The organism is Streptomyces sp. 8N616, from assembly GCF_052246385.1.
Classification (GTDB): Bacteria; Actinomycetota; Actinomycetes; order Streptomycetales; family Streptomycetaceae; genus Streptomyces.
On the sequence record NZ_JBQQBY010000006.1, the window covers coordinates 82697 to 97702 of the forward strand.

The 15006-nt window shown below is 70.0% G+C and carries 17 protein-coding genes; 6 read left to right on the top strand and 11 right to left on the bottom strand.

Annotation, left to right across the window (positions count from 1 at the left end; all coding sequences use genetic code 11):
• Positions 1-150 precede the first annotated feature (150 nt).
• From ACTWQC_RS07340 to ACTWQC_RS07365, 6 genes are all read right to left on the bottom strand, one after another.
• Positions 151-936, bottom strand: a complete 786-nt coding sequence (locus tag ACTWQC_RS07340) for a TIGR03943 family putative permease subunit (protein WP_443314730.1) — start codon at positions 934-936, stop codon at positions 151-153.
• Positions 933-1943 carry a permease gene (locus tag ACTWQC_RS07345; RefSeq protein ID WP_443314731.1) on the bottom strand — a complete coding sequence of 337 codons (1011 nt, stop codon included), beginning with the start codon at positions 1941-1943 and terminating at the stop codon, positions 933-935. The genes ACTWQC_RS07340 and ACTWQC_RS07345 overlap by 4 nt, the downstream gene beginning before the upstream one ends.
• A 176-nt stretch (positions 1944-2119) precedes the next feature.
• The gene (locus ACTWQC_RS07350; protein WP_443314732.1) at positions 2120-2803 is read right to left on the bottom strand and encodes a formylglycine-generating enzyme family protein; all 684 of its coding nucleotides are present in this window, start codon (positions 2801-2803) and stop codon (positions 2120-2122) included.
• 71 nt (positions 2804-2874) lie between these two features.
• Complete coding sequence (gene dhaL / locus ACTWQC_RS07355) at positions 2875-3501, bottom strand: dihydroxyacetone kinase subunit DhaL (protein ID WP_443314733.1); 627 nt, start codon at positions 3499-3501, stop codon at positions 2875-2877.
• Positions 3502-3805: 304 nt separating this feature from the next.
• Positions 3806-4150, bottom strand: coding sequence for a thioredoxin (gene trxA / locus ACTWQC_RS07360; protein ID WP_443314734.1), 345 nt, complete (start codon positions 4148-4150; stop codon positions 3806-3808).
• Between the two features lie 2 nt (positions 4151-4152).
• Positions 4153-4545, bottom strand: a complete 393-nt coding sequence (locus ACTWQC_RS07365) for a MerR family transcriptional regulator (protein WP_443314735.1) — start codon at positions 4543-4545, stop codon at positions 4153-4155.
• Positions 4546-4652: 107 nt separating this feature from the next.
• Between ACTWQC_RS07365 and ACTWQC_RS07370 the strand changes: the two genes are divergently transcribed.
• Positions 4653-6122 (top strand): SDR family oxidoreductase, encoded by a 1470-nt coding sequence (locus ACTWQC_RS07370; protein ID WP_443314736.1) that lies wholly within the window; start codon positions 4653-4655, stop codon positions 6120-6122.
• A 97-nt stretch (positions 6123-6219) separates the two neighbouring features.
• Here ACTWQC_RS07370 and ACTWQC_RS07375 read toward each other — a convergent pair whose 3' ends face one another.
• The 3 genes from ACTWQC_RS07375 to ACTWQC_RS07385 form a co-directional block, all read right to left on the bottom strand.
• On the bottom strand, positions 6220-7263 hold the full coding sequence (locus ACTWQC_RS07375; protein ID WP_443314737.1) for a methyltransferase domain-containing protein: 1044 nt from the start codon (positions 7261-7263) through the stop codon (positions 6220-6222).
• 15 nt (positions 7264-7278) lie between these two features.
• The gene (locus ACTWQC_RS07380) at positions 7279-7407 is read right to left on the bottom strand and encodes a hypothetical protein (protein WP_443314738.1); all 129 of its coding nucleotides are present in this window, start codon (positions 7405-7407) and stop codon (positions 7279-7281) included.
• Between the two features lie 238 nt (positions 7408-7645).
• On the bottom strand, positions 7646-7930 hold the full coding sequence (locus tag ACTWQC_RS07385) for a DUF7848 domain-containing protein (protein ID WP_443314739.1): 285 nt from the start codon (positions 7928-7930) through the stop codon (positions 7646-7648).
• 176 nt (positions 7931-8106) lie between these two features.
• Between ACTWQC_RS07385 and ACTWQC_RS07390 the strand changes: the two genes are divergently transcribed.
• The 3 genes from ACTWQC_RS07390 (at position 8107) to cyaB (ending at position 9873) form a co-directional block, all read left to right on the top strand.
• The gene (locus ACTWQC_RS07390) at positions 8107-8361 is read left to right on the top strand and encodes a hypothetical protein (RefSeq protein ID WP_443314741.1); all 255 of its coding nucleotides are present in this window, start codon (positions 8107-8109) and stop codon (positions 8359-8361) included.
• An 83-nt stretch (positions 8362-8444) separates the two neighbouring features.
• Entirely contained in the window at positions 8445-9296 is an 852-nt protein-coding gene (locus ACTWQC_RS07395; RefSeq protein ID WP_443314742.1) for a helix-turn-helix domain-containing protein, read from the top strand.
• A gap of 16 nt (positions 9297-9312) precedes the next feature.
• Entirely contained in the window at positions 9313-9873 is a 561-nt protein-coding gene (cyaB, locus tag ACTWQC_RS07400) for a class IV adenylate cyclase (RefSeq protein WP_443314743.1), read from the top strand.
• Positions 9874-10021: 148 nt separating this feature from the next.
• Here cyaB and ACTWQC_RS07405 read toward each other — a convergent pair whose 3' ends face one another.
• Both ACTWQC_RS07405 and ACTWQC_RS07410 read right to left on the bottom strand, forming a co-directional pair.
• Entirely contained in the window at positions 10022-10681 is a 660-nt protein-coding gene (locus ACTWQC_RS07405) for a TetR/AcrR family transcriptional regulator (RefSeq protein WP_443314744.1), read from the bottom strand.
• A gap of 213 nt (positions 10682-10894) precedes the next feature.
• On the bottom strand, positions 10895-11734 hold the full coding sequence (locus tag ACTWQC_RS07410) for an SDR family NAD(P)-dependent oxidoreductase (RefSeq protein WP_443314745.1): 840 nt from the start codon (positions 11732-11734) through the stop codon (positions 10895-10897).
• A 169-nt stretch (positions 11735-11903) separates the two neighbouring features.
• Here ACTWQC_RS07410 and ACTWQC_RS07415 point away from each other — a divergent pair, with 169 nt between their 5' ends.
• Together ACTWQC_RS07415 and ACTWQC_RS07420 are read left to right on the top strand one after the other, a co-directional pair.
• Positions 11904-13103, top strand: a complete 1200-nt coding sequence (locus ACTWQC_RS07415; protein WP_443314746.1) for a PucR family transcriptional regulator — start codon at positions 11904-11906, stop codon at positions 13101-13103.
• A 379-nt stretch (positions 13104-13482) separates the two neighbouring features.
• Entirely contained in the window at positions 13483-14871 is a 1389-nt protein-coding gene (locus tag ACTWQC_RS07420; RefSeq protein WP_443314748.1) for an MFS transporter, read from the top strand.
• The last annotated feature ends 135 nt before the right edge of the window (positions 14872-15006 follow it).

Below are 15006 nucleotides of genomic sequence, written 5' to 3' on the forward strand. Positions count from 1 at the left end.
TGGAAGTGGAAGGTTTCCCAAGGAGCGCGCGCCGGCCGGCGCGAGGCTCCAGGGCCAGTCAACTACCGCCCGCGCGCACCCTGGTGCGGCGGAATCGCATACTCGATGCCGCCGAGGCGGGCTCGCCGTAGAGGGAGTACAGGGCTGGGCTCAGTTCCAGCTTTCGTAGGGGTCGTGTGGGGCCGGGACCGGTCTGGCCCGGCTGACGTCGATGAAGGGGATGACGCCGCCGTTGACGGGGTCTTTTGTCTGTTTGCCGGTGTAGGTGCCGATGACTTCGAGCCAGGTGTCCGGTGCCAGGACGGGGGGTATCTGCCCGGACAGGCCGATCTTGATGGGTTGGGCATCGGCTGCGCAGCAGTTGAGGGCCATGCGGACGAGGTAGGGTGCGCCGCTGCGGTCGAGGGCGATGAAGCCGGTCACCTTGATCCGCCGGTCGCCGAGGGAACGTCCGTGGTCGTAGACCGCGCGCCCGGCGTAGTCGACGACGCTGAGCCGGAGGGGGTCGCCGGCGGGGAGGGTGGGGAAGCCCCAGGGTTGTTGCAGGGCCGTGCCGGTGTGCATGGCGCTGTAGGAGCCCAGTGCGGGTGGGGCGACCAGGATGAGAGCGAAGAGGGGCAGGACGAGGAGCCAGGAGATGCGCGGTTCGCGGTGGGCGTGGCCGCGCCGGCCGCGCTGGTCGTGGTGCTCACGCTCGTGCTGGGTCTCCTGGGTTTCCTCCGTCTCCTGGGTCTTCTGGGCCTCCTGGGTCGCGCGCGGCCGTCGCCGTTCGTACCAGACGGTGGCGATGGCGGCGACGATCAGGACGATGCCGGCCACGAGCAGCAACGGGCGCAACCCGGCCTTGACGTAGCGCAGGTAGAGGTCGGTGAAGCCGGCCCGCAACACCGCCACGCCGACGAGGAACAGCACGACTGCTTGCGCCTGCCGGTTCACAGCAGGACCGCCCCGACCAGGACCGACATCAGGACGGCCAGGGTGAAGGTGGCGGGGGCGAACCGCAGCGCGAACCCGCGGCCGAACGTGGCGGCCTGCATGGCGAACAGTTTGAGGTCGATCATCGGCCCGACGACGAGGAACGCCAGCCGGGCGGTGAGCGAGAACTGGGACAGCGACGCGGCCACGAACGCGTCGGCCTCGGAGCAGATCGACAACAGCACCGCGAGGATCGCCAGGGCGAGGACTGACACCACAGGGTTATGGGCCGCGGTGTGCAGCCAGCTTGCCGGGACCACGGCCTTGAGGGTGGCCGCGGCCATCGCGCCGACGACGAGGAAGCCGCCGGCGTGCATCACGTCGTGCCGTACGGATCCCCAGAACGCCGCCCCCTTGCCGAGGCCGTCGAACGACGGGCGGTCCGGTGGGCGCAGCCAGCCGGTGCGCCCCAGCCGCTGCCACAACCAGCCCATCGCGCAGGCCACGAGCAGACTCGCCGCGAACCGGGCGAGGACCATCCGTGGGTTGCCGGGAAAAGCGACGGCGGTGGCGGTCAGCACGATCGGGTTGATCGCCGGGGCGGACAGCAGGAACGCCAACGCCGCCGCGGGGGTGACGCCCCGGCGCACCAGCGCCCCGGCCACCGGAACGGAGGCGCACTCGCAGCCGGGCAGGACCGCCCCGGCCAAGCCGGCGACCGGCACGGCCAGGGCGGGTTGTCCCGGCAGCGCGCGGGCGAAGAACGACGGTGGTACGAACACCGCGATGATCGCCGACAGCAGCACGCCGAGGACGAGGAAGGGCAGAGCCTGGACGACCACCGCGACGAACACGGTCATCCAGCTCTGCATCACCGGAGCGGACAGCCCCCGGCGGATCGGCCCCTGCAGCGCAACCACCACCAGCAGCAACATGGTCAGGACGAGGGGTGAGTTGAACTCCCAACCTTCACGATCGTCCGCGTCGCGGTGCTCGACCCGGGGCGGGGCTGCTTTGGTGGTGGCCACGGGTGAGGTACCTCCGGGATGTAAGGGCTTCGCGGGTTGGTTCCCCTCTCCCTCCAATACGCCGGTTCAGGCACAGCCGCTCATCGTGAGGTGCAACCTCCGTGTGCCGGCTCGTTCCGTGCGCCGGCTTGTGAGGGCAGCAGTCGGGCGGCGAGGGATGCAGGGGTACTACGGCATCAGCCGCCAGTGGAACGCGCGATGCGGAATCCCACGTCGTCGATCCGGAAGGTCGGGTGGCTGCGACGCCGCACCGAGGCCCGGCAGCTCCAGTGCTCGTCGAACCACCCACCGCCACGCAGCACCCGGTAGGCGCCGTAGACGTCGGCATCGTAGAGGTCCCAGCACCACTCCCACACGTTGCCCAGCATGTCGTACAGGCCCCATGCGTTGGGCTGCTTGCCGCCCACCTCGTGAATCCGCTCGTGCGAGTTGCCACGGTGCCAAGCGATGTCGTCGAGCCGCCCGTACCGCGCGCCGGTCGTACCCGCACGACATGCGTGCTCCCACTCGGCCTCGGTCGGTAGCCGGTACCCGTCAGCGGATGCGTCCCACTCGACGCCGTCGACGCCGTCGGCACCGGCATGGAGGCGATACGCGGGTGCCAGCCCCTCACGTCGGGACAGGGCGTTGCAGAACCGAATCGCGTCCAGCCACGAAACGCCCTCGACAGGCACCTGGTCGCCTTGCGCGTTGCTCGGCCGCCGGCCGGTGACTCGTGCGTACCGCCCCTGGGTGATCGGGAACACCGCGAGCTCGTACGGCGCAAGCTCGACCGCCCAACTGCGCTGCGTTCGCCGGTCCGAGAGCGTCACCCGCCCCGCCGGGACGGCCATCATCTCGTTTCCCGCGATCACATCCATGGTCAGGCGATCCTACTGACGTCCTCGGGCCGTGCCGTGGGAGGTGCCGTGGCCGGAGTAGCGGCCCCGGGTCATCGGGCAGCCGCCGTCTCGGCGAGGGCGCGGAAGATCAGCGCGGTAGAGGTGGCGCCGGGGTCCTGGTGGCCGATGCTGCGTGGGCCGAGGTAGGAGGCGCGCCCCTTCCGGGCCTGCAGGGGGGTCGTCGCGCGCATGCCGTCCTCCGCGGCATCGGCGGCGGCGCCGGCAGCGGCGGCGAAGTCACCGCCGGCCTGGGCGATGTGCTGGAAGGCCTCCACCGCGGGGGCGAATGCGTCGATCATCGTCTTGTCCCCGGGGACGGCCGCGCCGAGATTCTGCACGCTTGCCAGGCCGGCGGCGAGCGCTGCGGCGAACTGCGCCGTGTCGGCGGTGGGTATGTCGAGTGCCCGGCCCATGGCGCGGAAGGCACTGCCGTACAAAGGGCCGGAGGCGCCGCCGACGGCGGAGATCAAGAGGCTTCCGGTTTTGACCAGAACCTCCCCGACGGTGGCGGGCTCGGTTCCGGGGAGGGCGGCGGTGACCGCGCGGAAGCCGCGGTGCATGTTGGTGCCGTGGTCGGCGTCGCCGATGGCCGAGTCGAGCTGGGTCAGGTAGTCCTGGTGCTCGTCCACGGCCGCGGCGATGGCCTGCACCCAGGTGCGGGCGAGGGTGATGTCCACGGTGTCTCCGTTCGTCGGGGCGTGCGCCCCAGGGCAGGGCAGGGGTGCACGGGTGCGGCCCACAGGTCGAGCATGTCTCCTGTGACCTTGCCTATGGTGATCGAAACGCCTGCCATGTCCAGGCTGGGGACCTGGTTTCCGACCAGGTCCGCGTCCACGCCGAAGGCCGCGACGCGGACCAGGCCGCCACCGGTCCCGCCGAGATCCTCGCCACCGCCGAATAAAGCTCGCCCCACCCTCACCGCCAACGCCGCGGCAGTGAGGGCGGGAGGTTCATATACGGCAGGTTCACATGACGTCTTCTCTATGACGTCTTCTCTATGACCTCTTCGAGCTCCTGGAGCAGCCACCGCTTGGGCCTGGAGCCCACCATCGACTTCACCGGCTCACCGTTGCGGAAGACGATCAGCGTGGGCATCGACAGGACACCGTAGGCAGCCGTTGTCCCGGGATTGGTGTCGACGTCGAGCTGTACGACCTTGATCCGGCCGGCCTCTTCTGCGGCGATCGCGCTCAGCACCGGGGCCAGCTGCCGGCACGGCGGGCACCAGTCGGCGGTGAACTTCACCAGCACCGGGCGGTCCGCGTTCAGCACCTCGTCGGTGAAGGTGGCGTCCGTGATCTCGTCCACGCCCGCTGTCTCGATCATCGTCATCCTCTCAGTTGGCACCGTGGCTCGGGCCCGTCCGGCAGTTCCGCCTCGGCCCGCAGCAGCTGCGCACTCACCTGGGCACGCACCGCCCGCAGCTGGTCGATCAGCGCATCGAGTTCGGCGAGCTTGCTGCGGTAGACCTCGAGCGAGGCAGGACAGGCGTCCCCGGCCGGATGCCCCGCCTGCAGGCACTCCACGAAGGGCCGGGTCTCCTCCAGGCCGAACCCGAAGTCCTGAAGTGTGCGGATCTGCTCCACCAGCCGCAGGTCATCGTCGCCGTACACGCGGTATCCGTTGACCGCGCGACGGGCGGGGAGCAGCCCGCGGGACTCGTAGTACCGCAGCGTCCGGGTGCTGACCCCTGCCCGTTCCGCAAGCTCACCAATGCGCATGACAGGGACGCTAGACCTTGACGCCGAGGTCAAGGCAACGGACCGTCGCCCTTCTGCTCCCTTGCTAGGCGTTCAGCCAGTTTCTATTGTGGCGGCGGGAGGTTTCCATGTCCGAAAGAGTTCCGGCAACACACACCACAGACGGCACCAGCGAACGCGGCCACGACCGCGACGGTGCCGCCCGCCCCCGGCTCCTGCCGCTGTCCGAAGATCGCTGGGATACGAGGACGCGCGAACTGATGGCCCATGCCACGCGGGACCCGGGAGGCCGGGTCCCCAACATCTTCACCACCCTGGTTCGCCACCCCGACCTGTACGAGAAGTTCATGCCCTTCGGCGGTCGGCTGCTCCGTGCGGGACGGCTGCCGGGGAGGGTCCGCGAGCTGCTGATCCTGCGGACCTCGTACAACACGTCCGCCTCGTACGAATGGGGCCGTCACACCCCGTTGGCGAGGGCGGCGGGCGTCACGGACGCCGAAATCGAGCGCATACCGCTGGGCCCGGACGCCGAGGGATGGCCGGACCTCGAGCGGCATCTGCTGCGAGCCGCGGACGAGCTGCACCGCGACGCCCGGCTGTCCGACGCCACCTGGGGCTTCCTCGCCGCCCACTTCGACAAGAAGGACCTGATCGAGATCACCATGCTCGTCGGGCAGTACCACATGGTGGCGTTCTTCCTGAACTCCGCTGGTGTGGAGCTGGACCCCGGCTTCGACAGCGAGGGGTTCGAAGGGGAGCTCGCAAGCATGGGTGAGTTGGGAGAGCCTGCCGCGGAGGGCCGGAAGCCGGGGCGTACGGCCGACCGCCGCCTGGCCGGACGCAGGGTGCTGGTGATAGGAGCGGGCACCCGTCCCGACGACGACCCGGAAGCACCGGTCGGCAACGGCCGGGCGATCTCCGTTCTCGCCGCCCGTGAAGGCGGGAGCGTCGCCTGCGCCGATGTCGTCGCAGAGGCCGCCACCGCGACCGCCGCGCTGGTGGCCGCCGAAGGTGCTCGCGGCGTTGCCCTGGTGAGTGACGCCACGGATGCGCACGCCTCGGCCGCCATGGTGGAGGAGGCGGTACGCGAACTGGGGGGTCTGGATGGGGTCGTGGTCAACGTCGGGGTCGGCCTCGGCGCCGGGCTGGCGGGCTCGTCACCGGAGGACTGGGACCGGGTGCTCGCCCTCAATCTCCGTGCGCCTTTCCTGGCCGCCAAGTACGGGCTTCCGGCGATGGCCGACGGCGGCGCGATCGTCTTCATCGGGTCGACGGCCGGGCTGCGCGCCGCCACCAACTCACCGGCGTACGACAGCTCCAAGGCCGGCCTGTACGGACTGACGCGCCATGTCGCGAAGGAGGGCGGGGCGCGCGGGATCCGCGCCAACCTCGTCGTCCCCGGACTGATCGACACCCCGATGGGGCGGCAGGCGTCGGCGAGGCGGGCATCCAGGACGGCCGCGTTCACGCGGATCCCGCTGGGCCGCCAGGGCACCGCGTGGGAGGTGGCGGAGGCCGTCACGTTCCTGCTCTCCGACCGGGCCTCCTACATCACGGGGCAGAGCCTGGTGGTGGACGGCGGACTGGACGCTGTCTGACCGCCCGCCCCGGCAGCACTACGGCCACCGGCCCGCGCGGACTCGTCCGTGCGGGCTCGGTGGCCGTGCGCTCTCCATGCGCCGTTCTCAATTGTGGTCACGGTGAGGCCGAACTCTTCGGTGTCCGGTGAGCCGAGCCCGGTGTACTCCTCGAGGGCACGTTCAACGTCGGACCACAGGTCCCGAGGCCCGTACAGCCACACAGGTTCGCCGTGCCCAACCGTGGCGCCGGATCCGTGCCCGTCATCCAGCCAGACACGGGCCCGTCCTCCTCCCGTTGACTCACCATCGACAAGCCCGGCATGCGGGCGCCGGCGTAGAGCGCGAAAGGAAGCGTGGCGATGCGCCCCGGGTTCACATCTGTGGACCGGCACCGGCCGGTGGACTCGTCCACCGGTGCTCCCGCCGCCGGACGGTGAGATCGCATGGGCATGTACGACGCGCCGCCCCGGAACGGTCCGAACGCCGTGCCGTCCGCCTGGACAGTGAGCTGTACCAGCGCTCCGCTCCCGAACTCCCGGGCGAGCGGCGCCACCAGTACACCGCCGGGCCGGACCTGGCGGACCAAGCCGAACGGCACGTGCCGCAGTGCGCACGTCGCGATCAGCCGGTCATAGGGCGCGGCCTGTGGCCAGCCCCGCTCTCCATCAGCGTGCACAACGGTCGGCGCGTAGCCTGCGGCCGCAAGGTTCTGCTTGCCGCGCTCGGCGAGGACCGGGTCGAGCTCGACGCTGAAGACCCGTTCCTCACCGAGGCGTTCGGACAGGAGCGCCGCAACGAACCCCGAGGCGGTGCCGATCTCCAGCACGCGATGCCCGTCCTCGACCTCCAGCAGGCCCAGCATGCGCGCGACCATGGACGGCATCGAGTTGGACGACGTGGCGATGCCGGGTCCGTCCTCCTGCCCGTCGTCCACCTGGATCACGACAGGTTCGTCGCTGTACACCAGGTCCCACCATTCGGCGTCCGTCGTCACCGGCTCGCACCGCGTCGGGCGCTGCCGCCAGATCTGCGACGGGATGAACAGGTCGCGAGGCACCGCGTCCCACACGCGCCGCCACGGGTCGGCGAGTAAGCCGCGCTCCTCGAGGGCATTGACCAGCGATCGGTGACCGGAGACCCGCAGCTCTGGGTCCGTCATGGCGTCAGCCTCCTGTCAGGATCCGTCGCCGTCAGGGGACGGCGGCGCCGGCGGCGTCCACGGCTTGATCGGCGCGGGGTTACCGCCGCGCTTGCCGTCGTCCGCCTCGGTGGTCGCGGCTTGGTTGGGTCCAGGGATGGTCATGGGCGTACTCCTCGGTGTGGGTTGCGTGTTAACCCGCCCGGGTCCGGGCGGGGTCTTACGGACCGCCGACGTGTTATGGATCCGCCGTCACCTCGGTGGCCCGGTCCTGGGTGGGCTGTGTGGCGCGCCGCCTCGGCGTTGTTTCGTCCACGAGCTGGGTGAGCCCGCGCCCTTCACGGCACTCGCCGCAGGCGTAGAGCATGCCCTCGGCGTAGTCCCCGTGCCGGCTGCACCAGTCTCAGCACCCCGCGTCCTCCTCTGCCCCCTGGTGGAGGGGGTTGCCGGGGGCGGGCTCAGTGCGCCAGAACGAGGTCACGACGGCTCGGAACGTACGGTGGTTGGGATGCATGCCGGTGTGCTTCAGTGCCCACAGTTCGGGGCCGAGCCGGTCGCCCTCGGTCGCGTCCGACGACTCGCCGCACGTCGTGCACTGCGACTCATGCAGCGGCTCCCGAGGCGCGCCTTCGGCCGTCTCCGGCCCGAGTGTCCAGTCCGCCGCGCGAATGATGGTGTGCGCGCTCACCGCACCGCCCCCGGTCGCGGGCCCATCGCCGCATGGACGGCCGCCGCCAGGGCGTCCCGCAAACCACCCGGCTCTGTCAGGCACCGCCCGCGGGTGGGCGGTACACGCCAATGCGGGCCCGCGGTGCACTGAGGACCCGGCACGGCGAGGTGTGCTGTGTCGCCCAACACCTGAACGTGAGCGCTCGGGTGGAGCTGCCAGCCGGTCGCCTCGCCAGGCTGCACAAGCCAGTACAGGAGCGCGCCATCGGGGTCTTCGATGACGGCCCCGGTGTGCTCTCCAAGCCGCGCGAGGACATCGAGCCCGAGGCGTCGGGGTACGCGTACGGCGTCCCACCACTGCCCGGCCGGGCGCATGGCGACGACGCGGCCAGAAGGCAGCCATTCCATGGGTGGTGCGGTCCTATTGCTCACCCGCTCAGGATCGTGTGACGCACCGTGTGCGCTCGATACCCGACCGGTAATCTCACGGTGGGATGACTTTCCATACCGTTCGTGGATACCGGGGGCCGCCCATGTCGACGCCGCTCGCACCGATCGAACTGCCCGATTGGGCATGGGAGCGCGCCGAGGTACGGCAGGCGCTGCGGGCTCGTGACGTCGGCGCAGTCTTCCGCTATGTGCAGCAGTACGCCGGCGCCAGCCAAGCCAGGATCGCCACCGCCGCGGGCATGACGCAGGCCCGCGTGAACGAGATCATCAACGGCCGCCGGGAGGTGTCACGGCTCGACGTGTACGAGCGCATCGCCGACGGGCTGCGCATGCCCGACGATGCTCGGCACCTCCTCGGGCTGGCCGCGAGCCGCGAGGTCCACGGCGGAGGGAAGGCTTTCGACCTGGCAGCCTTCCCCGAGGTGGTGCGCGTCTACGCGGCGCAGGCATCCGCGGCAGAGGAGATTCAGCAGCAGGCGCGCAGCGCATCGGAGGTGGACGTGCTTGCGGTGCGCGGCCTCGGGTTCATCGGGCTGAATGACTCACTGCTGCGAGCATGCTTGCCGCGGGAGCAGGGCGGCAGCGGCCTGCGGGTTCGGGTGCTCCTGCTCGACCCGGAGTCGTCCGCGCTCGCCCAGCGCGCTGCGGAGATCGGGGAGTCATCCGAGGCGCTGGCCGCCGGGGTGGAGTTGGCGGAAGCGCGACTGCGGGAGCTGGCCGACCGCTGCGACGTGCAGGTGTACCGGTACGCCATGCTGCCGACCTGGCGGATGATCCGCACTGATTCCACCATGTTCGTCGGCGCCTTCGACGCCGGGTGGGAAGGGCATGAGTCGGCCACGTACAAGGTGTTGGAGACACCGCACGGACCGCTGTACCGCGGGTTTCGGCGGATGTTCCAGGCCATCGTGCGGGAAGCTGAGCGGACGGTGTGAGGAAGGGGAGCGGTCGGTGATCGAAGCGGAGTTGAAGGCCCGCGTGCACGCGCCGGAAGAGGTGCTGCGAGCGCTGGAGAAGCGGGCCACGGGGCGGGCTGAGGTATATCAGGACACGTACTACGACGACCCGGCCAGCGGCCTCGCTGCACAGGATCGGGAGCTACGAGTACGCACCGTTCACGGCCCGCAGGAGACTCGCTCACTTCTCACCTACAAGGGCGCGAGGGTCGATGAAGCGTCCGGGTCGAAGCCGGAGCACGAGACGCACGTGACCGATCCGGAGGCCATGCACGGGATTTTGCGCGGACTCGGCTATGTGCCGGTCATCGCATTCGAGAAGCGCTGCCGGAACTACGAGTTCGAGGCGCTGGGACGGCACATGCTCGCCACGCTCGTGCGGGTGCCGGAGATCAATGGGACATTCCTGGAGCTGGAGACGCTCGTCGACGAGGACGGCGACGTGGCGGCCGCGCTCGAGGACGTGCGGGCGGTGCTGCAGGAGCTGGGCATCGAGGACGGCGACCTGACGACGGAGTTGTACACAGACGCGGTCACGGCCACACGTGAAAGGTAGGCAGTGCTGCGCCCGGCACCTCCAGGTACGCCGTCGGCTACGCCCTGGCCAACTTGGTGATCTTCAGCATCGCCTTCTCGATGGCGTCCTGCTTCTTCTGCAGCTCCTTGACCACGCCCTCGGCCGCTTGATCCCGGACCGCACGGGCTCAGTCCGCGTCCCGCGCCGGGGAGAGGCCGCGGACCAGCATCACGTGTGCGGCCCGCCCGATGTCGGCCAACCGGTCACGCGCCGAGCCCAGTTGGTACTGGAGCAGCACGCCCCGGGCGATGCTCTCCACCAGGAAAGCCTCCGCGACGGGGTCGGCGTCCTGACGGATGCTCCCGTCCGCGATCCCTCGCCGGATGTCGTCCTCGACAGCGGTGCGGACGAGGCTGAGGTGGCCGGCCATGGTGCTCTTCATCCCGCCGGGACTGCCGACCGCCTCGACGAGGAGCACCAGCAAGGCGCGCGCCCGTACGCCCGGCTCCGGCTCCGCAAGGCGTACGAAGAACTGGTCGACCCTGGCCACCACGGTCTCGAGACCGCTCATCGTGCCGTACCCGGGCAGCGCCCGGAGTTGGTCGACGAAGACCTCGCGGATGTCGGTGACCACGGCTTCGACGAGTCCGGCCTTGGAGGTGAAGTGGTAGTTGACCAAGCCGCGGCTGACTCCGGCGCGATCACCGACCCGCTTGACCGTCAGGCCGCGGTAGCCCTCCTCGGCGAGGATCTCCAGCGCCGCGTCCAGCAACTTGCGCCGGGACGTCTCCCGCTGGTCATCGCGCCTGGTCGGGCGGCGTCCGGCCGCCGCGGTGGATTCGCTCATCGCCACCGCAGTATGCCATCCGTGCCTCCAGGACCAGCCGCGACAGGGTGGTCTGTGGTCTCCCGCGGATCGGCGAACCCGCCCCGGACGCGCCCCCGTACGCCACGCGTCCCCGTACGCCACGCGTCCCCGTACGCCACGCGTCCCCGTACGCCACGCGTACCCGTACGCAGGGATACGGGCCCTGTCCGGGCGGCTGTCCCGCGCGGTGCTCTAGCCGCTGGTCACCTGAGCCGGCACCCGGTCCAGCGCCAGGTTCGGCGCGAACTCGCGGCCCGCCGTTGAGCCCGCGTCGACCGGAAGCACCACCCCGGTGATCCATCCGGCGCGGCGGCTGGCGAGGAACGCGACCGCCTCCCCGACGTCCCAGCCGCTGCCTTCGGTGCCGAGCAGGGACCGGCCTCGGCGGGTCTCCCGCACCTCCTCGGTCATCCCGGGCGTGGTGGCGACCATCGGGGTGTACACCATGCCGGGGGCCACCGCGTTGACCCGGATGCCCTCCGGCCCGTGCTGCGCGGCCATGGCGCGGGTCAGCGGGATGATCGCGCCCTTGGTGACCGGGTAGGCGATGTTGGGGTGTCCGCCCAGCAGTCCGGCCACCGAGGAGACATGGACGATCGCGCCGCCGCCTGCCCGCCGCATCGGTGGTACGCAGAACTTCGACATCAGCATCATCGACGTGAGGTTGGTCCTGTAGCACTGCTCCCACGCCTCCAGGCCGACGTCGACGACATCGCCCACGGGCCCGCCGACACCGACGTTGTTGACCAGAATGTCCACCCGTCCCCATCGATCGAGGACCTGCGCCACGCAGGAGGAGCAGGAGTCGGGATCGGAGACGTCGGCGTCGACCACGACACTCGTCCCGCCCTCCGCCCCGATCATGGAGTGGGTTCTCTCGGCCCAGTCGGTCACGTTGTCCACCAGGGCGACGTGCGCACCGCGACGGGCCAGCAGCACCGCCGCCGCGCGGCCATTGCCGATCCCGTCGCCCCGCGAACCGGCTCCGGTCACGATGGCGACCTGGCCCTGCAGTCCCGTCGGCTCGTCCATGAACATCCCCTTCATTGGGTTTGTCGGGTGTGTGATTCATTGCGCCCCGTCCCCTGTGATCACTCTGCGAGCTGGACGGATTCCCTGTCGATGGAGCGTCCACAAAGCGCGACGGTCGACATATTGTTCGTTTCTCCAATCCGCGGGGTCACGCAAGAGGTGAACGTTCATGACCGAGGCGCAGCCGGGCGCAGACGCCCTGGAAGCCGTGATCACCGGGATGCGGGCTCAGGAGGAAGAGCTCGGCAGCCGGGTGCACGCGGACGTGGCCGATCATGTGCCGTCCTACCGCGCCGTCCCCCTCGAGCTGCTCGACGAGGTCTGGGCCAGGCACTTCGCACGCACGCTTGAGGTGCTGCGCGACGGCCGGGTGCCGGCGTCCCAGGAGATCGACGAGGCGGAGGTGGCCCATGACCGCGTGGCCCGCGGGGTGTCGTTGGGCGACGGCCTCCGCGCCTTCCGGCGAGCCCTCGGCGCGATACGGGACCTCTTCATCGCCGAGGCGACCCGCCACGGCCTGGATCCGCTCGTCGTCGTCGACCGCACCAGGGCCCTGTGGGAGCTGGCCGACGCCGAGAGCCTGCAGATCGCCTCGGTGCACCGGGAGGCGGAGGTCTCCGCGGCGCTGTTCGATGCCCACCGGCGGGCGGCTTTCCTGCGCGGACTGCTCTTCGGAACCCTGAGCGCGGCGGAGATCCACAGCGGCGCGGCGATCTACGGCCTCGATCCCTCCCGGGCGTACCACGCCATCAGAGCCCGGTCGAGCACCGATTCCGATGCGGAGCGGCTGGAGCGGCTGGAGCGGCCGCTGGATGCGCTCTGCCGCGCCCACGGCCGGACCGCGATGGTCGCGGTGGTGGACGACGCCGTCGCGGGAGTGGTCGAGGCCAGGCCCGCCCCCGGGGAACTCGCGGTGACGGCGGGTCTCGGCCCGGCGACTGCCCTGGGACAGGTCCACCGTTCCTTCCGCACCGCAGGCCGTCTGCTGGACGCCGCCCGGGCGTACGGGCTGCGCGGCGTGTACGAGCTGGGAGACCTGTCGTGGCGGGTGGCGGTCGCCTCGGAGCCCGAGCTCGCCGAGCTGCTCCTCGACCAGTACCTGCGACCGCTCGCCGCGGAGGGCGAGTTCGGGGCGCTCATCGAGGAGTCCGTGCGGTCGTATCTGGAGTCGGGGCGGCATATCGGCGCCGTCGCGCAGAGCCTGCACGTCCACGTCAACACCGTGCGCTACCGGCTGCGGCGCTACGAGGAGCTGACCGGGGCGAGCCTCGAAGAACCGGACACGCTGATCGAGATCAGCTGGGCCCTGGCGGCTCGCGCGCTGCGGCCCGCACGGTCGTCCCCCTCACCTCGCGACGCGTTGGACTGACGCACAACGAGCGCGGTATCAGCGTTGTCGGAGCGCCCATCGACGGCCCGGCAGTGCCACTTCATAGTGGGTGCACCTGGCCGACACGGAAGCGGAATTTCGTAGAACTCGTAGAAGCAACACCCCTCGCTGGTGTGGTGATCGGCTCGACCCCGATCACAGCGCCATATGACACCAAGGGCCGTCCTCCAACTCCCTGACATATCCCTGGGCACTTCCGGTAGGGCATTTCACAGGGCCCCGGAAAAGATCTCCGCAAGCCTCACGCACGATTCTCCCTGTGTCATCAGGTGTTTCCCGGTATCGGGAGTTCCTTTCGACCCGCATATCCCGTGTCGCGATCACGAGTGCGCTACTGCCATCCAATCGAAGGGACGACGTGGACACATCGAATGAAGTCCGGTCCGCATCGCGCGAACAGCGCGCACCGCGCGACCAGCAGCCTCAGAAGCCCTCCAGAAAACACCTCTTCTCCGTCCTCGTCGGCAACGGCCTGGAATGGTACGACTGGGGAGTCTTCACCGTCTTCGCCGCAACTTTCGCCCCGAAGTTCTTTCCCGGTGACGATCCGGTAGCCGCACTGCTCGGAGCACTCGCGGTCTACGCGGTGGGATTCTTCTTCCGTCCGCTCGGCGGGCTCCTCCTCGGCTCGTTCACCGACCGCCGCGGCCGCCGCGCCGGAATGATCGTGGCCATGCTCCTGATGGCGGGAGGTGCGCTGCTCATCGCGGTGGCGCCCAGCTATGAGACGGCGGGAGTGTTCGCTCCCGCGATCATGGTCATCGCCCGGGTCCTGCAGGGCATTTCCACGGGCGGCGAGGCCGGCGCCAGTTACACCTATCTCGCCGAATCGGCACCGAGCGGGCGCCGCGGTCTCTTCGGGAGCCTCGGTTACGTCTCGGCGACCGTGGGCGTCCTGACCGCCAACGCGGTCGGCCTGGGAGTGAACGCAGTTCTCGATGCGCAGGCGGTGTCGGACTGGGGCTGGCGGCTCGGATTCGGTTTCGGCGCGCTTCTGGGCCTGTGGAGCATGTACCTGCGCCGGTCGCTCCCGGAGACCGAGGCGTTCGAACGTGCCCGGGAGAGCAGGGCGAGCGGCGGAGCGCAGCCCAGGACGGGCATGTTCGACATCCTGACGCGGCATCCACGCGTTGCGTTGAAGATTTTCGGGCTCACCGCCGGAGGGGCGGTGTGGTACTACACCTTCGCTTCGTACCTCCCCGAATACGCGGCCCACCGGGGGCTGGAGCACGGCGCCGCCCTCACCGCGAGCATCATCGCCCAGGCCGTGCTCATCGGCGTTCTTCCGGTGCTCGGCGTGCTCTCGGACCGGGTGGGGCACCGCCTGAACCTGGTGCTGTTCGGCATTCTCAGCGCTCTCGCCTCCCTTCCCCTGTTCGCGGTTCTGCAGCCCACTTTCGGTTCCCTGGTCCTGGTGCAGAGCATCGGCCTGGTGATTTTCGCCGTCTGCGGATCCGCCGTCGGATCGACCATGGCCGAGCAACTTCCCACCGAGGTAAGGGCGGCCGGGCTCGGACTGCCGTACGCGCTTTCGGTCGCCCTCTTCGGCGGAACGGCGCCTTTCATCATCGAGTGGCTCAACTCCCGGAATTTGTCGGGTGTATTCCCGTGGTACGTCGTCGCGCTCTGCGGCGTCACCCTCGTATCCGCCCTCACCCTCCGCGAAGGCCGCCACAAGGATCTGCGCGACATCGACGCGGACGAACCCGCGACGGCCGAGCCCGCCATGGCCTCGCCCCAGCAGTGATGCCACCGTTCGGCGCCTTACCGGCGCGCCGGCTTCGGGCGTACGGCGCCGGGCTACGGGCGACAACTCAGTTCCCTTGCCCGTCTTCCCTTGCCCGTCACAGGCGGCCATCGGCACCCGCGGTTGAACGCCGCG